At 34.3% G+C, this 24,256-nt stretch carries 19 protein-coding genes; 17 read left to right on the forward strand and 2 right to left on the reverse strand.

Going from position 1 to position 24,256, the window contains the following annotated elements:
* Window positions 1-106: 106 nt before the first annotated feature.
* The gene (locus tag F7O84_RS03325) at window positions 107-1,261 is read left to right on the forward strand and encodes a GTP-binding protein (protein WP_151141942.1); all 1,155 of its coding nucleotides are present in this window, start codon (window positions 107-109) and stop codon (window positions 1,259-1,261) included.
* 71 nt (window positions 1,262-1,332) lie between these two features.
* Window positions 1,333-2,271: a TIGR03943 family putative permease subunit gene (locus F7O84_RS03330; RefSeq protein ID WP_151141944.1), complete on the forward strand. Its 939-nt coding sequence runs from the start codon at window positions 1,333-1,335 to the stop codon at window positions 2,269-2,271.
* Window positions 2,272-2,286: 15 nt separating this feature from the next.
* On the opposite strand, the gene acpS is transcribed toward F7O84_RS03330, so the two are convergent.
* Window positions 2,287-2,697 (reverse strand): holo-ACP synthase, encoded by a 411-nt coding sequence (acpS, locus tag F7O84_RS03335; protein ID WP_151141946.1) that lies wholly within the window; start codon window positions 2,695-2,697, stop codon window positions 2,287-2,289.
* Between the two features lie 178 nt (window positions 2,698-2,875).
* On the opposite strand from acpS, the gene nadA reads away from it, so the two are divergent.
* Genes nadA through nadC form a run of 3 tightly spaced genes read left to right on the forward strand, consistent with a single transcriptional unit; the run spans window position 2,876 to window position 5,935 of the window.
* Window positions 2,876-3,784, forward strand: a complete 909-nt coding sequence (gene nadA, locus F7O84_RS03340; RefSeq protein WP_151141947.1) for a quinolinate synthase NadA — start codon at window positions 2,876-2,878, stop codon at window positions 3,782-3,784.
* The gene (locus F7O84_RS03345; protein ID WP_151141949.1) at window positions 3,781-5,088 is read left to right on the forward strand and encodes an L-aspartate oxidase; all 1,308 of its coding nucleotides are present in this window, start codon (window positions 3,781-3,783) and stop codon (window positions 5,086-5,088) included. Before nadA ends, F7O84_RS03345 begins: the two co-directional genes overlap by 4 nt.
* Window positions 5,075-5,935 (forward strand): carboxylating nicotinate-nucleotide diphosphorylase, encoded by an 861-nt coding sequence (gene nadC / locus F7O84_RS03350; protein ID WP_151143658.1) that lies wholly within the window; start codon window positions 5,075-5,077, stop codon window positions 5,933-5,935. Before F7O84_RS03345 ends, nadC begins: the two co-directional genes overlap by 14 nt.
* Before the next feature lie 53 nt (window positions 5,936-5,988).
* Here the strand turns inward: nadC and F7O84_RS03355 are convergent, their stop codons facing one another.
* The gene (locus F7O84_RS03355) at window positions 5,989-6,759 is read right to left on the reverse strand and encodes a lytic transglycosylase domain-containing protein (RefSeq protein ID WP_151141951.1); all 771 of its coding nucleotides are present in this window, start codon (window positions 6,757-6,759) and stop codon (window positions 5,989-5,991) included.
* Between the two features lie 274 nt (window positions 6,760-7,033).
* Between F7O84_RS03355 and F7O84_RS03360 the strand changes: the two genes are divergently transcribed.
* The 12 genes from F7O84_RS03360 to F7O84_RS03415 all read left to right on the forward strand — a co-directional run bounded on the left by F7O84_RS03360 (window position 7,034) and on the right by F7O84_RS03415 (window position 24,248).
* Window positions 7,034-7,399, forward strand: coding sequence for a phenylpyruvate tautomerase MIF-related protein (locus F7O84_RS03360; RefSeq protein WP_330578716.1), 366 nt, complete (start codon window positions 7,034-7,036; stop codon window positions 7,397-7,399).
* A 110-nt stretch (window positions 7,400-7,509) separates the two neighbouring features.
* Complete coding sequence (gene wsfD, locus F7O84_RS03365; protein WP_151141953.1) at window positions 7,510-9,120, forward strand: glycan biosynthesis hexose transferase WsfD; 1,611 nt, start codon at window positions 7,510-7,512, stop codon at window positions 9,118-9,120.
* Between the two features lie 26 nt (window positions 9,121-9,146).
* Entirely contained in the window at window positions 9,147-10,010 is an 864-nt protein-coding gene (locus tag F7O84_RS03370; protein WP_151141954.1) for a diguanylate cyclase domain-containing protein, read from the forward strand.
* Window positions 10,003-11,649 (forward strand): DUF2334 domain-containing protein, encoded by a 1,647-nt coding sequence (locus F7O84_RS03375; protein WP_192451641.1) that lies wholly within the window; start codon window positions 10,003-10,005, stop codon window positions 11,647-11,649. The genes F7O84_RS03370 and F7O84_RS03375 overlap by 8 nt, the downstream gene beginning before the upstream one ends.
* 1 nt (window position 11,650) lies before the next feature.
* Complete coding sequence (locus F7O84_RS03380; RefSeq protein WP_151141958.1) at window positions 11,651-12,943, forward strand: glycosyltransferase family 2 protein; 1,293 nt, start codon at window positions 11,651-11,653, stop codon at window positions 12,941-12,943.
* Between the two features lie 18 nt (window positions 12,944-12,961).
* Window positions 12,962-15,268: a cellulose biosynthesis cyclic di-GMP-binding regulatory protein BcsB gene (locus tag F7O84_RS03385; RefSeq protein WP_151141960.1), complete on the forward strand. Its 2,307-nt coding sequence runs from the start codon at window positions 12,962-12,964 to the stop codon at window positions 15,266-15,268.
* 113 nt (window positions 15,269-15,381) lie between these two features.
* Entirely contained in the window at window positions 15,382-16,485 is a 1,104-nt protein-coding gene (wecB, locus tag F7O84_RS03390; protein ID WP_151141961.1) for a non-hydrolyzing UDP-N-acetylglucosamine 2-epimerase, read from the forward strand.
* 12 nt (window positions 16,486-16,497) lie between these two features.
* The gene (locus F7O84_RS03395) at window positions 16,498-18,330 is read left to right on the forward strand and encodes an ArnT family glycosyltransferase (protein ID WP_151141963.1); all 1,833 of its coding nucleotides are present in this window, start codon (window positions 16,498-16,500) and stop codon (window positions 18,328-18,330) included.
* Window positions 18,330-19,961 (forward strand): TlpA family protein disulfide reductase, encoded by a 1,632-nt coding sequence (locus F7O84_RS03400; RefSeq protein WP_243140838.1) that lies wholly within the window; start codon window positions 18,330-18,332, stop codon window positions 19,959-19,961. Before F7O84_RS03395 ends, F7O84_RS03400 begins: the two co-directional genes overlap by 1 nt.
* Window positions 19,962-20,102: 141 nt before the next feature.
* Window positions 20,103-20,714, forward strand: coding sequence for a TetR/AcrR family transcriptional regulator (locus tag F7O84_RS03405; RefSeq protein WP_151141967.1), 612 nt, complete (start codon window positions 20,103-20,105; stop codon window positions 20,712-20,714).
* A gap of 58 nt (window positions 20,715-20,772) precedes the next feature.
* Window positions 20,773-22,518 carry an ABC transporter ATP-binding protein gene (locus F7O84_RS03410; protein WP_151141969.1) on the forward strand — a complete coding sequence of 582 codons (1,746 nt, stop codon included), beginning with the start codon at window positions 20,773-20,775 and terminating at the stop codon, window positions 22,516-22,518.
* Window positions 22,515-24,248 (forward strand): ABC transporter ATP-binding protein, encoded by a 1,734-nt coding sequence (locus tag F7O84_RS03415; RefSeq protein ID WP_151141971.1) that lies wholly within the window; start codon window positions 22,515-22,517, stop codon window positions 24,246-24,248. The genes F7O84_RS03410 and F7O84_RS03415 overlap by 4 nt, the downstream gene beginning before the upstream one ends.
* Window positions 24,249-24,256 lie beyond the last annotated feature (8 nt).

Raw genomic sequence — 24,256 nt, forward strand, 5'->3', positions numbered from 1 at the left:
ATACTTGATATATTCTCACAAAAAAGAGTATAATAAAAAAATATGGATTTCACTTGGTAGTATTTCACATATCGTCAAGAATAAGAAATAAAGGAAGGGATTTAACATGACAAAAATTGATATTATATCTGGGTTTTTAGGCGCAGGTAAAACAACTTTAATAAAGAAACTCATTGGACAAGCTTTTGAAGGTGAAAAATTAGTATTGATAGAAAATGAGTTTGGAGAGATTGGTATAGATGGGGGATTTTTAAAAGAATCTGGTGTAGAGATTACGGAAATGAACTCAGGATGTATTTGCTGTTCGTTGGTTGGAGACTTTGGGACAGCTTTAAAAGAAGTATTGGATAAATATACTCCAGATCGAGTTATTATTGAGCCTTCAGGAGTGGGTAAATTATCGGATGTGATTAAAGCAGTCGAAGGTATAAAAGATGTGGAAATCAAATTAAATGGTTTAGTAGCGGTTGTAGATGCCATGAAATGCAAGATGTTTATGAAAAACTTCGGTGAGTTTTTTAACAATCAAATTGAGAATGCAAAAACAATTATTCTTAGTAGAACGGATAAATTAAGCGAGGATAAGTTGGAGGCTTGTGTAAAATTAATCAGAGAGCATAATGAACAAGCAACAATCGTAACGACTCCATGGGAGCAGTTGGATAGCAAAACTATTCGAGAAACCATGGAAGAAAAAATAGATATGGCGAAAGCTTTACTCGATGAAGTAAAGCATGAGCATGAGTGCTGCGGACACGGTCATGACCATCACAAGCATGAGCATGAGTGCTGCGGTGGACAAGGACATGAGCACCATCACGACCATGACCACGAGTGCTGCGGGGGACATGGACATGAGCACCATCACGACCATGACCATGAGTGTTGCGGGGGTCAAGGACATGAGCATCATCATGACCATGACCACGAGTGTTGTGGACATGACCATGATCATGACCATCATCACGAAGGACATCACCATGCTGAAGATATATTTACAAGCTGGGGTAGGGAAACACCAAAGAAGTTCGCTAAACATGAGTTAGAGGAAATATTAAAAAAATTAGCAGATACAACGGAATATGGAGTGGTACTACGAGCAAAAGGTATTATTCCTTCGCAGGAGGGTACATGGATTCATTTTGATTTGGTTCCAGGTGAATATGATATTAGAGAAGGGGAAGCAGATGTTACAGGTCGTTTGTGTGTGATAGGAACCCAACTAAAAGAGCAGGAATTAGAAGTGTTATTTAACCTGTAATAGAGAGATTAATTTAGAATCGTACAATGTTACTAGATGTAAAAGGAATTTGAAAGGCATGGTACAAATATATGGAAATACCAGTTTATTTATTTACGGGATTTTTAGAGAGTGGAAAGACTTTATTTATTCGAGAAACCATACAAGATCCTAATTTTTCGCGCGGAGAGAAAACGTTAATCATACTTTGTGAGGAAGGAATGGAAGAATTAGAAGCAGATTTTTTGAAGAAGAATAACGCTTTTGTTGTAATGGTGGAAAAAGAAGAACAGTTTACAGAGGAATTTCTAAAGGAAATTAGTGTAAAATACGATCCTGATCGAGTATTTGTGGAATATAACGGAATGTGGGATACTAAGAGAATTTTGGAGATGAAGCTTCCTAAATACTGGGAAGTGATTCAAATCATAACCTTGATTAATGGTGAAACATATGAGGCATTTATGAGTAATATGCGTTCCTTATTAGTAAATCATTATACCGAATCGGATATGGTTATTTTTAACAGATGTTCAAAGGAAATGGATTTTGCGGCATTTCGTAGAAGTGTAAAGGCAGTAAACAAAAAAGCACAGGTATATTTTGAAGGAGAAGATATAGATCCGCAAAATACTGCGGAATTTCTACCGTTTGATTTGGATGCAGATATCATCGAGATTGCGGATGAGGATTATGGTATATGGTATTTGGATGCGATGGATAATCCGAAAAAATACAATGGAAAAACTGTTGAATTTACAGGAATTGTGTACAAATCCAAACATTTGGCACAAGATAATTTTGTTCCGGGCAGGCATGCAATGACTTGTTGTGCAGACGATATTTCTTTCATTGGCTTTATCTGTAAAAGTCAGAATGCAGAAAAATTACAACATAAACAATGGGTGCGTTTAACTGCTCAGGTTCGTGTGGAATACCGAAAAGAATACAAGGGTAAAGGGCCAGTGTTATATGCAAAGAAGCTTTCAGCATGTGAGAAGCCAGAAGAAGAATTGGTTTACTTTTATTAAAAGAAAAGATGTCTTTCAAATTTGAAAGGCATCTATATTTTTTGATGAAAATTCTTTTTCCGCGACAGCATATGCAATTGCATAATCCGTATCATAGGAAAGAGAAAGATAAATACTATTTATGTGCAATTGATTTGCTATATTCTTAGCTTTTCCATGAAGATAAACAGTTGGCTGACCATATTCATTTTCTAAAATTTCTATTTCATTTAATAAAATAGTATTGCCATGTATGCCAAAACATTTAAACACAGCTTCCTTTCCAGCGTAGCGGGTGGCCAAACTGTTCACAGGATTGGGCCTTTTTAGAATCAAATCTAATTCTTTTGATGTATAGGTTTTCGTTATAAAGGGATCTTCTATTTTATCTAAGAAATATTTCAAATGATCTATTTTAATAATATCAACACCATTTCCATGAAGCATAATCAATTCTCCTTTTTTTCTAATAATGCAATTATATATAAAATTGGTCCGTAAAGCAATAGAACATATACTGCATTGTCAAGTGTATATACATATATATTGACAAAAAGCGAAAATCGTGTCATAGTAAGTAATTAAGAAATATCAAATGAAATGCTGTTAGAAATAGGAGAAACACATGGACAATATACAAGAAGAGATCAATCAACTAAAACAAGAAAAAGATGCTGTAATTCTAGCACACTATTATGTAGCAGATGAGATACAAGATATTGCCGATTACATTGGAGATTCTTATTATTTAAGTGAAATAGCTACAAAATTACCTCAGAAAACGATTTGCTTTGCAGGAGTAAAATTCATGGGTGAAAGCGCAAAAATTCTTTGTCCTGACAAGACAGTCTTGTTACCAGAGGTGTTAGCGGACTGTCCAATGGCAAACATGGCAGAAGAAGAGAAAATACTTAAAATAAGAGAGCAGTATAAAGATCTTGCAGTTGTTTGTTACATCAATTCTTCTGCAAGATTAAAAACATTCTCGGATGTTATTGTTACGAGTTCAAATGCTCTAAAAATTGTTAAGGCTTTGCCGCAAAAAAATATATATTTTATACCAGATGAAAATCTTGGGCGCTATATTGCATCTCAAGTTCCAGATAAAAATTTTATTTTTAATAAAGGATTTTGTCATGTCCATACAAGTATTACAAAGGAAAATGTGCTAAAAGCCAAAGCGGCTAAGCCAAATATGGAAATACTGGTTCATCCAGAATGTAAAATGGAGATTCTAGAACTTGCAGATTATATCGGCAGTACTTCAGGAATTATAAATTACGCAACCAAAAGTGAAAAGAAAGAATTTTTGATTTGTACAGAGCTTGGTATCTTACACGATTTAAAGAAAAAGAATCCTGAAAAGTCTTTTTATTCGGTAGGACATAGGCAGTTTTGCCCTAATATGAAAAAGATAACATTGCAAAAAATAAAAGATAGTTTGCAAAGTATGAAAACAGAAGTAAAAATCGATGAGGATCTAAGAATAAAGGCCTATAGACCGCTAATAAGGATGTTGGAGTTGGCAAAATGAAAAATAATAGATATGACGCAATAATTGTTGGTACAGGTGTGGCAGGATTATTTACAGCCCTATCATTGCCTTGCAATTGTAATATATTGATGGTTACGAAAGAAGAGGCAGATATTAGTGATTCCTATCTGGCACAAGGAGGAATATCTACCTTACTTGAACCAGAGGATTTTGATGTTTATTTTGAAGATACATTAAAAGCAGGAAGATACCAAAACAATCCAGAATCTGTTCAAGAAATGATCTTGTCTTCAAACGATGTGATAAGAAGGTTGTTAGAATACGGAGTTGATTTTGATAAGACGAGTGAAGGTGATTTTGAATATACCAGAGAAGGAGGCCATTCTGAATATAGGATTCTTCACCATCAAGATGTAACAGGAAAAGAGATTGTTGAAAAGTTATTAAAGGAAGTAAAGACACGAAGTAATATTACAATACAAGAATATACAACCATGATAGATTTACTGATTCAGGAGGGTGCTTGCATTGGAATAGCAGCAAAAACAAAAGAGAAGCTTCTTTGTTTTTATGCTAATGCGGTTTTTCTGGCTACAGGGGGAGTGGGAGGCATTTTTAAAAACTCCACGAATTTTTCACAGATAACAGGGGATGGGATTGCGCTTGCCCTTCGCCATAACATAGAAGTTACTAATATGAATTACATTCAAATACACCCAACGGTTCTTTATTCAAAAAGGAAAGGAAGACGTTTTTTGATTTCGGAATCGGTGCGTGGTGAGGGTGCTATTTTGTTGAATGAAGAAGGGAAACGTTTTGTCAATGAATTATTACCTAGAGATCTTTTGACACAAGCCATTCATAAGGAAATGGAGAGATATCAGGTGGATTATGTGTATCTAAGTATGGAGAATATTAGTAAGGATAAGATATTAAGACATTTTCCCAATATTTATGCACGATGCAAAGAAGAAGGGTACGATGCATTGACCGATTTAATACCAGTTACGCCAGCTCAACATTATTTAATGGGAGGAATTAAAACGGATATTAATGGTACGACATCAATGAAACACTTATATGCAGTAGGAGAAACTGCCTGTAATGGTGTACATGGTGCAAATCGTTTGGCGAGTAATTCATTGCTTGAAAGTCTTGTTTTTGCAAGAAATGCAGCCAATCATTATGTTTTGATGCATGCTGGTACATGTTTGGAGGAAGGCTACGTAGAAGTTAGTCTAGAAAAGTATATGAATCAAGATGATTGGGAGGCCATAAACAAACAACTGATATTAGAGGAAATTAAAAGAAAGGACAAAGAATTCTATGATGCATGGTGTTAACTGGAAAGTAAATATTGACGAATATATTTTACGAGCCTTAAAAGAAGATATTACAAGTGAAGATGTGACAACGAATGCGGTGATGAGAAGCCATATAATCGGAAAAGCTGATTTAATATGTAAGCAGGATGGAATTATTTGTGGATTGACTGTGTTTGAAAGAGTATTCCAACTGTTAGATGAGAAGGTTGAGTTTGAGTGTTTTTACCAAGAGGGTGATACGGTTAAAAAAAATGACTTACTAGGTGTAATAAAGGGAGATATTCGTGTACTTCTCTCGGGAGAACGAACGGCTCTAAACTATTTACAAAGAATGAGTGGAATAGCAACGTATACAAAAGAATTTGTAAAGGAGCTGGAAGAATTTCATACAAAGCTTTTGGATACGAGAAAGACGACTCCCAATATGCGTCCATTTGAAAAGTATGCAGTGACAATTGGTGGTGGTACAAATCACAGATATAATTTATCCGATGGTGTTTTATTAAAGGATAACCACATAGGAGCAGCAGGAAGTGTAACAAAAGCCATTCAATTGGCAAGGGAATATGCACCATTTGTAAGAAAAATAGAAGTCGAAGTAGAAAACATAGAAATGGTGAAGGAAGCAGTTGAAGCGGGAGCGGATATTATTATGCTTGATAACATGAGCAATGAAACAATGAAAGAAGCTCTTACAATCATTGGATCAAAAGCACAAACGGAATGTTCTGGGAATGTAACAAAGGAACGGCTCAAGGAAATTGCTAGCTTAGGAGTGGATTTTATATCGAGCGGAGCATTAACACATTCTGCACCAATTATGGATATATCACTAAAAAACTTAAAACCATTAACGAAACAGTAAGAATAGCATAAAATACCCCGTTGATAGAAATATTATCAACGGGGTTAAATATTTTATAGCGAAGTTAAAAGATTTAATATAGCAGGAGAGTAGTTTATTTGATTTAAGGAGGAATAATCCGAACCACTGCTACTATTTGCTTTTTGTGCTTCTTCCTCTTCCTTATTATCTAAGTCTTTGTTATTAATCAACAAATTAATAAAAGTCAAATAATCTTCATAGTCAAATGCCTCTTTTAATTCTTCGATTTTCTTTAATAATTCTTCAGATAAGCCCTTATCCTTTGAAATTGTATCATCAAAAGATCTGGTTGTTGCATAGGTAGCATTTGGAACTTCAACACCAGTTTGCATATAAGCAGTTACTTTAACCACATAGTCTTGCGTTTCTTTAAATGGAGGAATTCCACCATATTTTTTTACATTATTACCACCAGCATTATAAGCAGCTAATGCAAAGGTAACATTACCATTAAAGTTATCTAATAATCCAGCTAAATACTTTGCGCCTCCCATGATATTTTGTTCTGGGTCAAAGGAGTCTGTAACGCCAAGCGAAGCAGCAGTTGCAGGCATTAATTGCATAATACCTTGTGCACCACATCGAGATACAGCAGTTGGATTAAAATTAGACTCTTGCTTTCCAACCGCTTTTAATAAATCTACCGATATATTATATTTTGCAGCGGCTCTTTCAAAGATATCATTTAAGGATTCCGATTCTCCTAAAAATGATGAAAAAGCACCAGTTTTCTTAGTACTGGAAATACCAACGTCTATATTGTTTGTAGTTTCATAACCTTTCACACGATTTACTTCTAACATGTACTCACCTCAATCATAATCCCTAAATTATAGTTTGCTTATTTATTTACGATTAAACTATGCATATAATGTCATTTTATAGTATTTTTTGAATAAATACAAGACAATGTTTTGCATTTGGTACTTATGTCATAGATAAAATAAACTAGAAAGAGATTGATTTATCGATTTCTTTGTATAAATATGAGTAAAAAAATAAAAAAATGCCAGGAAATGTACGAAGGAATAAATTGACTTGAATATGAGGATAAACTATAATGAGGTAAAGTAAGGAATGGAAAGGAATGGAAGTAAAATGCCATATATTAGTACAAAAACAAATGTAACAATTACAAAAGAAAAAGAAATATTATTAAAGGAAAAAATTGGAAAAGCAATTGAATTAATACCAGGAAAAAGTGAGAATTGGTTGATGTGTGCTTTTGAGGGAGAGCAGACATTATATTTTAAGGGGGATGCCAGTAATAATCTTGCATTTATTGAAGTGAAACTATTTGGTAAGGCTACAAAAGAAGCTTATGCGGCTTTAACAAAAAAGATTACTGAAATTGTAAGTGAGGAGCTTTTGATATCACCTGACAAGATTTATGTAAAATACGAAGAAGTAAGTGTATGGGGATGGAATGGAACAAACTTTTAGACCTAATAGGGTAATGATGTGATAAAAGTAATATGTTTATATGTAGGAGACAAGTATGAAGCAAGGTTGCATATCTATAATTGTCTATCAGTGAAATCAGGAGTATAAAATTGGCACAAAACAATGGAGAATCGAAGTTGAAAGAGCAAGTTTTTAATCCTAACACGATGATTTCACCCTTACAATCAAGTGAAATCAAACGTGCTAAAATAAGGAATCACATGGATCAAGTGGTTCGTTTTATAAAACGCGTCAAACATATTAAGAGCCATATCAATCAAAAAATGGAGGGAAAATACTCTCCATCTTTGATTGCGTTGTTTGCGACTGCACTCGCAAGCCTCCTTATGCTATTGATGCTATTTTTGCCAAACTATTTAGGCGTAGCAGATGATGGCTCTATATCAAGGGTGATGAATTCAGCAGGAATTTATTACACGCAGTCTGAAATATCTGAAATCTATAATAATTATTTTGTAAAAATCTATTCCAATGTTTTAAGCGGCTATCAAACAAGGGACTCTCTCTTAAACAGCCAGGTTTTGTTTGTCAAAGCCGCTGTTTATTTGGATAATCTAATCACAAAAGATAAATTTTTTGATATTCGCTTTCTGGCATTGCTGTATGGGATATTCTATATTCCTGCCTTTTACTTATTGATAAAGCAAGCATGTATGCGTGTACAAGAGTTTTCGGAAGGTTTTGTTATTGGGTTTGTAGGAGTCTTAATTTTTGCAGATGTAGGTTATATTACATACTTCAATTCTTTTTATCCAGAAGCACTATGGTTTATTAGTTTTATGTACTGTATTTTTGCGGCACTCTCGTTTCAGAATCAAAGAAGCTCTTATAAGGACTTTGGAGCGTTGGTGGTTATAGTTGTTTCAGGAATTATACTAACAACTTCAAGAAGCCAAACAACAATTATAGCTCTTTTGTTAGCGGTATTTTGTTTGAAATTATTATTTATTCGAAACAACTGGATATGGGGTGTTATATGTATCGCGTCATCCATATTTTTATGTATTGTATCTGTGATAAATATGTTAGATATGGAATCCGATTTTGATAATACTTCTAAATTTCATGCGATGACAAGAGGTGTATTATATGAGTCGCAAAATCCAAGTGAAACACTCTTGGAATTTGATATCGATCCTTCTTATGAGTTACTTGCAGATGCATCTTCTCATGATTATTTACCAGTTGTAAAGGCAACGGACCCAGTTTTAAGTGAATTTATAGAAAAGTATACACAACTTGACATAGCAGTATACTATGTAAGACATCCAGGTGCTCTTCTTGGCATGCTTGACGTTGCAATAAAGTCTTGCTTTGATATCAGAAGAGAATATTGTGGAAATTATGAGAAAAGCGTAGGACTTCCAGAGAGAGCAAAAAGCTTTTTTTGGGGAGCTTGGAGTAATTTTAAAAGCAATACGTTACCAAAAACAATTGGTTATTTTGTTTTTTTAATTGGCGTTTGTGTATTGCAATTTCGAAAAGGATATTCACTTCGTTTTTATGAAGAAAGACGTAATACAGTTTTTATGGATACGGTGATGTTAATTGTTTTAATTTGTATATCTCAAGCAATTATTATAGTAGTAAACAGTGGTGATTCCCAGATGATACAACATGGATTTTTAATTGGTTTTGGAATCGATATTATCACATATATTATATTTACAGAAATTGTTCACCGCATAAAGATATTCTAATAATCCGGTGTATTGAGGAGGGAACTATGTTAAAGAAAAGAAAGACCGGTTATTTGTTACAAGATATTGGGCTTGTGCTTTTTTTACTGTGTATTGTTGCAATGTCATTTACGGTAGGCTATGGAGGAAGTGGGCTTTTAACGGAGTTTGTAATTATGCTGATGGCGACTTTCTTTGCAATATTATTAGCTGGATTCAAATTAAATAATCTAGCAATCGTGGTAGCAAGTTTTTCTATATTAGTATATAGTGCTTACAAACTTTATATGTTTTTTGCCTACTCAAAAGAAATTGTGTCTCTTTGTTATATCTGGATTGTTTTTCCTTTGGTGTCTGTTGCGGCGATGATTATTTTTGTTTATGGAAATGCACAGACAGAACTAGAAAATGAAATATTAAAATCACAAGTAGAAGAATTGGTTATGATTAATTCTATGACTGGTTTATATAATCTTAGAAGTTTATACAATGATTTGCAAAAGCAGATTGCATATGCACAACGAAATGACATGGCTATTTCGCTTATGATTGTAAAGCTTCGCTATGAGCAAGAGCTTAAAAGTATTCTGTCTCGAAGCCACTATGAAGCGTTAATTCAAAGAATGGCGGAAATGGTAGTGGATGTAGTTCGCGTGGAGGACCGTACTTATTCACTCGATAACCAAGGAACCATTGGAATTATTCTAACTTGTGATTCACAAGGTAGTGAGTATGCAAAGAAAAGAATCAAAGCAAGACTAGAGTCAAGTGATGCCTTTGAAGGGATAACAGATGCAGCCATTCAAGTAAAGGTAAAAATAGCCTATCTAGAATATGAGAAAGAAGCATATGGAAATGATATGATTTCGTTTAAACAAAAAGTAGAAAGTGAGCTGCAATATGATGTCTAGTCTATGGAAGAAGGGCGTTTTTGCAACGATTTGCGTTATCTTTTTATTGTTTTCTTATGACATTGCACAAGCAAAAGAAGAATCGCTTCCAGCAGGTGACATCTTAATCATTTATTCCGACGGTGCAAAAAACGATGATATGAAGAGTATTAGGAGTATCGTGGAATATTTTACTTATCAAAGATTTCAGGTTACTTATGCACCTGCATCTAAATGCTTGAATCAAATAGAAAAATTTAACTTCATTGTATGTTATAAAGTAGAACGATATCCAAAAGAACTAGTTGATAAGCTAAAAGATAGAGAAGAGAAGGGTAATTTAATTCTAAGGGAAAGAGAAGGGATAAAAAATTCTACTGGACAAAATGATATCCGCTTGCTGTTTGTTGGTAATGAGCTGCTTCGCTATTATTTAAATGAGACAGGAAGAAAAGATACCTATATGGATTCAATGAAGCAAACGGGAAAATTACAATATAATTTCAGTGATTTTGATTTAAAAGAAGCTTTGGTGAAGGAAGAAAATTTCTTATTTTTAACAGAGAATTTAGATTATCAAGTAGGAAGCTTAGAGGTTGGTGGGGAAAAAGGATATTTTTGTGCTAAGGTAGAGTCTTTGTATCATATTCCGCTTACTGATATGAACAATCATTTGATAAAAGCTGCATTTATAAAGGAGGCTGCAAAGTGGAAGTGGCCTTATAATGGAGAACCTACGACCTATGCACAATACATTGTATTGGATAAAGTCTATCCGTTTCAAGATGCGCAAAAGCTTTTAGAGATTATAACTTATTTAATTGAAAAGAAAGAACCCTTTGTGATATCTGTTATGCCAATCTTTCAACATGGAAATTATCCAGCGATGCAACGCTTTTGCGAAGTACTTCGCTATGCGCAGGCAAATGGGGGTACGATTATTATGCATAGTCCCACCAATCAGATGCCTGATTTTGACAAGGAGATTGTGAATGAATATATCACAACAGCAATCCGTATCTACATGGAGCAAGGTGTTTATCCTATGGGATTTGAAGTTCCTAAAAATTGGATGTTTAACAAAGATACCATTGAGATTATGAGTCGTTTTCGAACCGTATTAGTATCACAGGAAGAAGATGCCTTGATTCAGAGCGAGGATGTTACTACCAATCTTGTTTATAAGGATGGACATCAATGGATTGCTCCAGTTATTGAACTAGATGATAGTGGAGTTAGTTATCTAACTACAAACTCCTTTGCTGTTTGTTTCGATATTACAGAGGATATGGAGAAAATTAAAGATAAAATTCAGGCTTGTATCTCCTCGTTTGTACCATTAAAAAGTCTTTGGGATATTAATCATAGCTTTTGGACGGATGAAGACATTATGGAATATAAAAATCAAATCATTTTTATCAATAAAAAAAGAGTGGAAAAAGATTTTAATGCCACCAATTATGATGAAAATTTTAAATATAATCGCAATACATTACAAAGGTATTCGAAAGACTTATCGCGTATAAATAAAAGACTTGTGATAGCAGTGGCAATTGTCTCCTCTTTATTTTTGACATTTATATTTACAGCGAGGCATCGAAACAAACAGACATTTTTTATAAAAAAAGAAAAAGGTAAGAAAAAAGGGGGGAAGCCATGATATGTCACTTGCAGATTTATTATCCTTATACTCAATCATAGCCATATGGGGTATTATGTTCATCAATATTTTCTTATCCATTGGTGGGATTATTTATATGCTAAAAGTGAATCGAACGGATGGAAAGATTCCTCTAAAGGAATACCCTATGGTAAGTATCATGGTGCCAGCTCATAATGAAAGCATTGTAATAAGAAGAACAGTATTGGCGCTTTTGAATTTTGATTACCCAGAAGATAAGTACGAAATCATTGTGATTAACGATAATTCAACGGATAATTCAGCAGAAGTATTAAAAAAGATTCAGGAAAATTATCCGAGCAGAAAATTAATTGTGATTAATACGGATCATCAGGTTGGTGGAAAAGGAAAATCAAATGCACTAAATATTGCCTTGTCGGTTGCCAAGGGTTCTGTAATAGCCATTTATGACGCAGATAATACACCTGCTCCTGATGCGTTACGTATCTTGGTAGAAAATCTAATGTCGGATGAAAAACTTGGAGCAGTCATTGGCAAATTTCGAACGAGAAATCGAAATGCCTCCTTATTAACTCGCTTTGTAAACATTGAAACACTTGCCTATCAGTGTATGAATCAAGCAGGAAGGTATTATTTCTTTAAGCTTTGTACCATTCCTGGAACTAATTTTGTAATACGGCGAAGTATTATCAATCAGATGGGGGGATGGGATACGAAGGCATTGGCAGAAGATACGGAAATTAGTTTTCGGATTTATCGGATGGGCTATTATATCAAGTTTATGCCATTAGCAGTAACTTGGGAGCAAGAGCCTCAAAAGTTAATGCAGTGGTTCAAGCAAAGAACAAGGTGGGCAAAAGGTAATATCTATGTATTAATAAAGAATTTTAAATATGTATTTGACGAAAATGCGGGTCCAATGCGTCTAGATGCCTTTTATTATGCTTTGGTCTATGTATTGATGTTAACATCATTAATATGTTCGGATATTATATTTGTACTAGGAATACTAGGGTTTTGTCACGTAACCTTAGGAGGATTTTCTTCTTTGCTGTGGGGAATGGCAATTTTACTATTTTTATTAAATGTATTGCTAACTCTTTCCGTAGAAAAGAATGAATTTAATTTTGAAAGTGCATTGCTTATTTTGCTTATGCTCTTTACTTATTCTAAAATGTGGGTATTCGTTGTATTGAATGCATTGGTACAGAGTATACAAGATAAAATATATCATAAAGAAGTTGTCTGGGATAAAACGGAACGTTTTGAGGAAGTAGATAAAAAGAAGAAAAAGAAAAAGTTTATGGGTTAGCCGAAAAGAGGTAGGAATATGAAAACGAAAAGATTAAGAGTACCTGTTTTACTGCTGATAGCAGGAGTGTGCTGTGCATTGGCTTATGAGAAGGATACCAGTGCAACTGAACGTATAAATAAAAATGTAGTCAATGAAGAGCAAACAAAAGGAGAGGCAAATGATTCACAGGAGGAAGCGGTAGTTGCTTTTCAAGGAAGAGATGCAATAAATGCAGAAGCTCCAACGAAAGAAGATTCGATTGTACAAATACTTTCCAATCATCCAGGGGATGCCAATCATCCAGTTCATGTAAAGCCAAGTGTGGTAGAAACCTCGTACACGAAGGATGTCTATTTTGACCAAACCACATTGCATGGGATATTTTCTAGTAAGGAGTTATTTTTTTTCATTCCAAAGTATTGGGACACCAAATACATCTATACAGAAATTCAGTATGATGTGAGTGAATTGATTCAAAGCATAGATAGTTCCATCACGTTTTTGGTGAATAATGTTCCTGTTAGTTCTTATCGCATTGCTTATAATGACGGAAGTACACAGACTTGTTATCTTGAGATACCACTTGATTTAATCAAAGAAGGATATAATTCATTAGGCGTAGCAGCTTATGCAAGGCTCTATGACGAAGAGGGATGTATTGATGATTTTACCAATGCAAATTGGTTTAGTATATCGGCAAACTCTTATATTCGAAGTGGTTATGAAGTAAAGGATTCTAATCATTTCATTTCTTACTATCCTTATCCTTTTATGTCTACAATGGATGAGACAGGTGAGGGGCTTACCATTGCGGTATCAGATGAAGCTACGAACAAAGAAGTTGCTGCGGCAATGAATTTAATGGCTGACTTAAGCACAGAAACAGGTAACAGCAATGAGATTGAGTTTTGCATTTTATCAGATTTAGCATCTACCAATGCGAATCGAACCGTTTTGGTAGCAAATTATAATAATTTACCAGAGTTTTACCAAACCATGATTGAGGATAAGACGAATCTGGATACTAGAGCAGTTGTACTCTATGCAGATGACTACAATCAGAACCCACTTTTGTTAATTACATCGACAAATGATGATTGTTTGCTGGAAGCAGCTTATATGCTAATGGACGAGAATCGAGTATCTCAAGAAAAAAGTAATCTTGCAAGTGTAAATCTTGGCAGCGCAGATGTTGCAATTAATTCGACTTCTATAAGTCAAATGGCCGCAGGCAACTATACGGTGAAAGATATTATAGGAAGTGGATTGACCTTTGTAGGACCATTTCACCAAGAGCAATTGATTTATCTTCCATTTTCAGAGGACTATTTTTTATCAGATGCAGGTAAAGTTACATTGAAATTCAGATACAGTGAGAACTTGGATTTTAAGCGTTCCTTAATAACCGTTTATTGGGGAGACATACCTGTTGCGAGTAAAAAGCTTGAAAAAGACAAAGCAATTGGAGATGAATTAACGTTTGCCATGCCAGCAGATGTGGTTGGAACAACAACGGGTGCGATACGAATTGCATTTGATCTAGAAATTGCTGATATTATTTGTACACCAAGACAAGATGAAATGCCATGGGCATATGTTTCGGATGAGTCTGTACTTTATTTGCCAGCATCTACTGGAATTGTACTAACCTTTGATTTAAAACCTTCACCATTTCGAACGGATGGAAAATTTAATGACATGATGATGGTACTTTCAAATAATCCGACCTCAAGTGAATTAAATCTATATGCGCAGATAATTGGAATGTATGGTGATGGGGTGGAACCATATGGTAACTTGTATGTGAAGCGGGTAAGTGAATTTAGTGAAAAGGATGCGGATTATAATATTATTACAGTAGGAAGTTATAACAGCAATTCCTTGTTTCAATCTTTAAATGATAAACTTTATTTTTCTTATGATATGGATGGAGAAAAATTCAAAAGCAATGAACAATTAATTTTATCCGATAATTATGCAAAGCAAATTGCTATTTTACAGCTTTTGGAATCACCGTATGCAAGCAATCGAGGGGTATTGGCTGTTACGGGCGTCAATGATGAGACTTTAAGTTATGTGCTGGAATTTATGAGAAATCATAAGCTTCGATTTAGTCTATCAAAAGATTGCGTTGTAATTGATAAAGATTTAGAAACAAAGTCTTTTCAATTCATAAAAACAATAGCAGATCGGAAAGAGCCGTCTGTTCTTAATAGCATTGCTAAAAATAAACAATCCTTAATATTTACAGTTGTTGCAACCTCTGTGATGCTTATGCTATTTATTTCTGTGGTAATAATGTTAATTCGTATTCGAATCTACCATAAAAAGAAGGATGAATAGAATAGTAAAAATTGGTACGAGTAAAATACCAAAAATTTAATACCGAAAATGAAAAAGTAACATGTTATAATAATGTCATCATGATATTTTCCTAAGAAAAAGGAAGGTTTGCTATGAAAAAGATTATGATAGTTTTTGGAACAAGGCCAGAAGCAATTAAAATGTGTCCACTTATTTCAAAACTACAGGAAGTAAAAGAATTTCAAACAGTCGTTTGTGTGACTGGACAGCATAAAGAAATGTTAAAGCAAGTGTTAGATTCCTTTTGCGTTGTACCAAATTATGATCTTGCAGTTATGAAGGATAGGCAAACATTATTTGATGTTACAACCAATGTACTAAATGGAATGAAAGAAATATATGAGAAGGAAAAACCAGATGTCGTATTGGTTCATGGAGATACAACCACTACATTTGCAGCGGGATTGGCAGCATTTTATCAAGGTATTTTAGTAGGTCATGTAGAAGCAGGACTTCGAACCTTTAACCTTAAAGCCCCATTTCCAGAAGAGTTCAATCGTCAAGGGGTAGGGCTTGTGGCAGCGTTTCATTTTGCTCCTACCAAAAGAGCAGCACATAATTTAATTCAAGAAGGAAAGGATGTCAATACAATCTTTGTAACGGGCAATACTGTAATTGATGCATTAAAGACTACGGTGAAAAAAGATTATTCCCATCCAATCCTTGAGTGGGCGAAAGGTTATCGTTTGGTTATGCTAACTGCACATCGAAGAGAAAATCTTGGTAAGCCTTTATACGATATCTTTCGTGGTATCAAACAAGTACTTGATGAGGTGTCGGATGTAAAAGTCATCTATCCCATTCATATGAATCCTGTTGTTCGGCAAACAGCGTTTGAGGTGTTTGGGGATCATGAAAGAATGAAAATCATAGAACCGCTTGAGGTATTGGATTTTCATAATTTTATGAATCATTCCTATTTGATTCTAACCGATAGTGGTGGAATTCAAGAAGAGGCGCCAGCACTTGGAAAACCAGTACTTGTGATGAGAGATACAACAGAACGGCCTGAGGGAGTGGAGGCTGGAACTTTAAAATTGGTGGGAACGAATCATGAAAGCATTTATCAGGAATTCTTAAACCTTCTTACAAATGAGAAAGCTTATCATGCCATGAGCAAAGCAGTGAATCCTTATGGGGATGGCACTGCCTGTGAGCAGATTGTTGCAATTTTAAAAAAGAAGCTTTTGGAATAGGAGGTTTTAAGAATGGAACTTAAAAAAAACTGGTTATATTTTTTAAGTATATCCTTTGCGATTATAGGGTTTCTCTATATACTAGTGTGTGGTTTTGTATCACTAGGCGAGGGGCAAGAATATCCCTATATACCAAAAGGAATGTTATTAATTGGCATTTTTATCGTTTTTGTTAGCTTAAGTATTGTGACTAGCTTTGTAGCAAAACTTAGCCTAAAAAAACGAATTAACACAAAACCTAAATACGATATATATGTAGAAATTGGGTTCGTTGTATTTGTTTTAATTGCCGCTACAGTTGTTCGAATCTTGGTGATTGCAAATTTACCAATGAAACCTGAATCAGATTATAAGACGTATTTTGAAATAGCAGTACTCTTAAAAGATGGCGCAATACAAAAAGATGGAAAAGGATACTGTGATTACATTGCAATGTTTCCGCATGTTATGGGATATAGTTATATTTTAAAAACGCTATTTAAGGTTGTGGGAACAAGTGTGTTAGCAGGACAATACTTAAATGTATTTTTTTCCGTAATGACTGTGTTTTTTACCTATCGGATTGGTAGAAAGCTTGGAGGAAGAACGGCTGGTATAATCGGGTTGGTTCTTAGTGCTTTTTGGCCATCGCAAGTTTTATATATTACGATGCTTTCAGCAGAGTACAGTTTTACTTTCTTTTTATTTCTTAGCATATGGATATTCCTATCACTTGTAATCGATTATGATAAAAAGACAAAAAAAGCTGGAAAAGGAATCATTATGCATATGTTACTTGGTGTATTGATTGCTCTTGCAGCTGCAATCAGACCAATGGCTTTGATACTCTTGATTGCCATTGTTCTTACCATAGTGCCACAAAAAATGAAACTTCCAACGGTGCACAAAAATACCATACCACTTACACTTCGTATGCTTGAAAAGGGGTGGATTCGTTGTATTTTAATTATCATTCCTTATTTTATCCTATCAAATGTTATTACAACCAATATTGAACTAGCTGTAAATAAAACACTGCCATCGGCAAGTACCTCTTTTGGATACAATCTTTTGGTTGGACTTAATACAGAATCGATAGGAGGTTGGAATGATGAGGATGCGTCGCTTTTATATGCTAGTATGGAACAAACAGGCTCTGCTACAAAAGCGCATATTACGTGTAGAGACTTGGCATTACAGCGTATAACATCAAATCCAAAAGGAATCTTTAATCTTTTTATTCATAAATACGAATTGTTATGGGGAAATGATGATTATGGTGCTACCTGGAACATAGCATTTTTGGACGAGCAAGGAAATTTAACAAAGGATCGAAGTGATTTCCTATATGCACTACGTGATGCAAACAATATTTTATATATGATTGTGATTTTTCTTGCCTTGATTTCACTTATTTATCTTTGGAAAACAAAAGGTAATTTTGCATATGTTTTAGTTTTAGTTTATCTTGGAACGGTTGTAATGCATTTGTTTGTAGAGAGTCAGAATCGCTATCATTATTTCATCTTACATATTTTTATGATATTAGCAAGTATGAGTGTACCATTTTTATATGAAGATGCAAAGAAAAGTATTATGCAAAAGGATAGCCAGGTAAAACTGGAACAACTAGAAGCACAAGCAATGCAACAAGCAGTCGAAGATTATCACATACAAGAAAATGCGATGGAGGAACTAAGAAAAGAAGCATTTTCCAATGTATTCAATATGAAGGAAGCGCTGGAAAACGGAAATGTTATTATGACTGTTTCACAAGCCTATCAAGAAGAGGATGAAAATATTGAAGTCGTAGAAAGAGAAGTAGCGGTTACAGCCCTGGAAAAAGGAGCGGAGGCAAATCATTGATGGATAATGGTTGGTTAAAAAAACTAGAGCGAATATTGTTGGTGGTATTTATGTTACTTGGTATTGTTGTTGTAATTGGAGGTGTTTTACTGATACGATTGGACAATATAAAGAAACAGGAGGAAAAAACAAAAGATGAGGAAATAGTAGAAGAGGAGACATATGATTGGGAAGCTGGTCTTTCGGATCATACCCTTTGGCTTCCAGAAAACTGCAAGATTTATAGCAAAGTGCCAGAATTTAGATTTACAGATGAACAAGGAGTAAGCCGCAGTATTACTCAATTTGAAGGAAAGCCTGTGGTGGTTGTATTTTGGGCTAGTTGGTGTAGTGATTGCAAAGAGCAGATGCCTTTTATGAAGGATTATATGCAATTGTCAAAAAATTATGAAGATGTGACATTTTTATTTATCAATAAGACGGATGGGGAAAGAGAGACAAAGGAATCCGCGATTTCTTATTTTAATGAATTAGGAGCGAATGGTGAGCTATTTTTTGATGAAGACCTTACGGCTTATGAACAACTGGGAATACATAATATTCCAACAACATTATTTCTTGATGCAAATGGTATTATAAGTGCATGGTCACCAAAGCAGATTACCAAAGAGAGTGAGTTTGATGCCTTGCTTAACAAAGCATTGAATGGAGGAAGTGATGCTACTAAAACATTTATTATTAAGAATCTTATGGATGAATTTGGGGGAATACATAGTGTTTATGACTTAGAACGTGGCAAAACATTTTCTTCAGACATTCTTAGTGAAAGCCAAGGAGCCATGCTAGAATATGCGGTTCTTAGTAAAAATCAGGAATTGTTTGATCGTATTTTAGACTTCATTCGTACGAATCTGTGGGAAGAAGGGCTAACCTCTTGGCAGATAAAAGAAAATAAGACTAGTACTGTCAATGCTTTGATTGATGATTTTAGGATTTATCAAGCATTAGAAGAGGCATCTGGCATTTGGAGTGGTTATGAAGACATTCTGAATCATTTTAGGGAGAAACTTCTTAAGTATGGATTAAAAAATGGAAGATTTGTTGATTTTTATAACGCCAAAAGTAAGGAATATGCGAATCGTTTTACTTTATGCTATGCAGATTTTAAGGCGATGGAACAATTATCAAAGTCAAAGGAAGAGGTAATAAGTGCCTATGAAAGCAGTAAAGAAATTGTATTAAATGGACAAATTAGCGATACATTTCCTTTGTTTTATAGTTGGTATAATTACAAAGAAAGAAAATATGAAAAAGATGATTTAAATTCCGCAGAAGCTATGGTAACACTTTTACATCTTGCAGAAGTTGATTTATTACCGAATAACACATTGAAATGGCTAAAGACGCAAATGAAGCAAAGTGGCGTGAAAGCTCGTTATACAATAGAGGGAAAGGTAGTAGAAGGCTATAATTATGATTCTACAGCTGTGTATGCATTGGTTGCAATGATAGGTGTTGAGGTGGGAGACTTTGACCTTGTTAACCAAGCGATTAAAAAAATGGAAAAAATGCGAATTGACGATACTAATTATTCCTATAATGGAGCTTTTGGAATGGAGGATGGAAGTGGTATTACTTCTTTTGATCAAGTTATGCCATTGTTAGCATATATGAAAATTTATGGAAAATAATTAGGAATTTTAATTAAAACGATAAATTTTATCAAAGTAGACGAGTTGATAAAATTTATCGTTTTTTCTCTTGTATTTCTCTTATAATTCCTTTAATATAGCAGTGATATATATCAGTACTATGTTAATATAGGAGGATTTATGGCGGAGATTGCTACAAAAGTAAAATTTTTAGAAGAAGGAAAAAAAGAGTTCTTGGACAAAGGATATAAGGAGGCTTCTTTGCGTCAGATTTGTAAAAATCTAGATCTAACGCTTGGGGCATTTTACGGTTATTTTACTAGTAAAGAGGATTTATTTCATGAAATTGTTTCAAGACCAGCAGAAGAATTACTAAAGTATTATAAATCAACACATGAAAATTATTTATCTTCAAATCCAGAGTTTCAGAAAAATAATTTGAATGAAATACCACATCGTGCTTTACGCAATATGATTGATTTTATGTTTGATTATTACGAAGAGTTTAAATTGGTTTTCTGTAAAAGTGCAGGTACAAAGTATGAAGATTACCTAGAAGAATTTATAAAGACAGAAGTAGAATCAACATTGAGATTTATAAAAACGATGAAAGAAAACCACTTTTTTGATGTAGAATTAGACGAACAATTGATTCATATACTTTCGAGTATGCTTATGAAAGGAATCATTGAAATATTTGAGCATGATATGGAATATGAGCATGCAGTAAAATATGTATTGAAACTTCAGATGTTTTACACGGCTGGCTGGATGAAACTGTTTGAAGGATAATTTTTAAATATTGGTTAGTTTGAACTAATAATAATTAGATTAATAATAGGAGGTTATAATGAAAGAGAAGAATACAAGTATGTGGTTACGTGAGTGGGCGTATCCACACAAAAAAAGTTACATAACATCCGTAATTTTCGCTGTTATAGGTGTAATTTGTGGTGTTGTACCATATTATGCTGTGACACAAATTGTAATAGGATTAATGCAACAGAGGAATGAAAGAAGTTATTACTTACAATGGATATTGGTTTGCGCTGTGCTGTGGATACTACGATATCTGTTTCATGCCATATCAACAACTTTGTCACACAAAGCGACCTTTCAAGTCATAGCAAGAGTCAGAAAAAGTCTGACAAAAAAGCTTGTTGCTTTACCAATGGGGTATTTACATGATATGCCGTCAGGAGCCATGAAGAATACAATAGTAGAAAAGGTAGATAGTATTGAGCCAACATTGGCTCATATGTTACCAGAGATGACGGCAAATTTGCTTGGACCATTCTGTATTTTGATTTATTTATTCCTTACAGACTGGAGAATGGGACTTGTGTCACTTGTAACTATACCAATCGCAATGTATTTCTTTGCTGGCATGATGAAGGATTATGAGATTAATTTTAAGAATTATGTAAATAAAAATAAATACTTAAATGAAACAGCAGTGGAATACATTAATGGGATTGAGGTTATCAAAGCATTTAATCAAAGTGCATCCTCTTATCAGAAGTTTGCGGATGCTGCAAGCTTAGCCGCTCAGTCAGCGATTGATTGGATGAAGGGGACACAAGGTTATTTTTCAGCTGCGATGTCAATTTTTCCGGCAGTTTTGGTAGGCGTTTTGCCAATGGGTTCTTATCTGTTTATGAAGGGTAGACTTGGCGCAGATACTTTTATTCTTGCGATTATTCTTTCGCTTGGTATTATGACGCCATTAATTACAGCAATTTCTTTTACGGATGATATTGGTAAAATAAAGACAGTGGTAAGTGACATAACATCTTTGCTTAATGAGAAAGAGTTAGTTCGACCTAATAAGAAAGTTAAGATAACAAACTATAATATCCATTTAAATCATGTCAATTTTGCTTATCGAGAAAAAGACGTTCTAAAGGATATAACCTTGACCATTGAAAGTAATAGCGTCACAGCATTTATAGGACCATCTGGAAGTGGGAAATCAACCATTGCCAAATTAATCGCTTCTTTGTGGGAAGTAACAAAAGGAAGTATAAGAATCGGAGATATAGATATAAAAGAAATTCCATTAGAACAGTTAAATAACATGATTGCCTATGTTTCGCAGGATAATTATTTGTTTAACGATACTGTTTTAAACAACATTCGTATGGGAAGGTTAAGTGCAACGGATGAAGAAGTAAAGGAAGTGGCTAGAAAAAGCGGTTGTCATGAATTTATCATGAGATTGGAATCTGGATATGATACCGTTGTAGGGGGAGCAGGGGGCCATCTATCTGGTGGCGAACGACAAAGAATTGCTATTGCTAGAGCAATGTTAAAAGATGCCTCTATTGTAATTCTAGATGAAGCAACCGCCTATACAGACCCAGAAAATGAAGCAATCATTCAAAGTGCTGTTGCAAAGTTGGTTCAAGGAAAAACTTTGATTGTAATTGCTCATAGATTATCTACAATAACAGATTCCGATAAAATAGTAGTTGTAAATCAAGGTCGAATCAATGCCGAAGGAACACACGAAGAATTATTGTATTCTTGTACACTCTATCAAGAAATGTGGAGGGCACATATGGAAGCGAAAGATGAGAAGGAGGATATGAAATGATTCAGATTTTTAAAAAGTTTTTTGAATTTTCAGGTGAACAAAAGTCTCGTTTTTATAGGTCACTTATTTTTTCATTTTTGCATTCTATTTTTGAAGCAATACGCATTCTTGCAATCGCAATTGTTTTAAAAGCAGTGATTCAAAATAATATGACAATGACAACAGTGTGGTCTAGTTTACTAATTATGCTTATCAGTATTGGCGGTTGTATTGTTACAAAAAATATAACATCAATTCAACAAACCATAGCAGGTTACACCATGTGTGCAAATAAGAGAATTGAAATTGGTGAGCGAATGAAGTATATGCCAATGGGATACTTTAATAAGAATAATCTAGGGTATATAACATCAATTACAACGAATACTTGTGAGAATCTACAAGACGTGGCAACTCGTGTTATATTAATGTATTTGCAAGGAATGTTTACTACAATTGTTATTTCAATTACCTTGTTATTTTTTGATTATCGGATAGGTATCACTGCATTACTTGGGATAGTAGCATTTAGTTTTATCAATAACCAAATGCAAAAAGTATCGGCTGCGATATCGCCGAAAAAGAATTGTGTAGATGCCGAACTAGTAGATGCGGTTCTTGAGTATGTACAAGGTATCACAGTTGTAAAGTCATATAATTTAGATAGGCAATCAAATAAAAAAGTAGATAATAAAATAAAGGAAGCCAATCAGATTTATTATACACTTGAGAGAAAGTTTATACCATTTATGACTGCTCAAACGGTTTTTCTTAAATTATTTTCAATTGCTATCATAGTACTTTCGATTGTTTATTGCGTTGATGGAAGCCTAAGCTTATTACATGCGCTGTTAATGATTGTGTCTTCTTTTGTCGTATATGGGCAGTTAGAATCTGCTGGCATGTATTCTGCACTACTTCGTGTTGTGGATTTATCGGTTGATCGAATTTTAGAAGTATTTGAAACCCCTGTAATGGATACAAAAGGGATTGATAAGATGCCGTCGAATTACAGTATAGGTGTAGAAAACATTTCTTTTTCTTACGAGAATAGAAAAATCATCGATAACGTGAGTTTTGAAATCAAAGAAAATACAACTACAGCGATTGTAGGACCCTCTGGTGGAGGGAAATCAACTCTTTGTAATTTGATTGCTAGGTTTTTTGATGTTGATGAAGGATGTATCAAATTAGGTGGAGAGGATATTAGAACTTATTCATTGGATTGTCTGCTTCGTAATATTAGTATGGTGTTTCAAAATGTCTATCTATTTCATGATACAATCGAAAATAATATTAAGTTTGGAAGTCCAGGCGCTACGCGTGAACAAGTGATAGAAGCTGCAAAAAAGGCTTGTTGCCACGAATTTATCCAAGCACTTCCACAAGGATATGACACTGTAATAAAAGAATCTGGTGCCACAATTTCTGGTGGAGAAAAACAAAGAATCTCTATCGCAAGAGCAATTCTTAAGGATGCACCAATTATTATTCTAGACGAAGCAACTGCGAATGTTGATCCAGAAAACGAAAAGAATTTACAAGATGCAATTGAACAATTAACCAAAGAAAAAACAATTATTATGATTGCTCACAGATTAAAAACAGTAAGGAATGCAGAACAGATTTTAGTTGTATCAGACGGTAAAATTATTCAGAAGGGAACCCATAATCAATTAATGAAAGAAAGAGGAACATACGCAGATTTTATAAATATGAGAAACCAATCAATCGGATGGAAGCTTGGATAAAATATGTT

The sequence above is a fragment of the Candidatus Galacturonatibacter soehngenii genome, assembly GCF_008830185.1.
Lineage (GTDB): Bacteria > Bacillota > Clostridia > Lachnospirales > Lachnospiraceae > Lachnotalea > Lachnotalea soehngenii.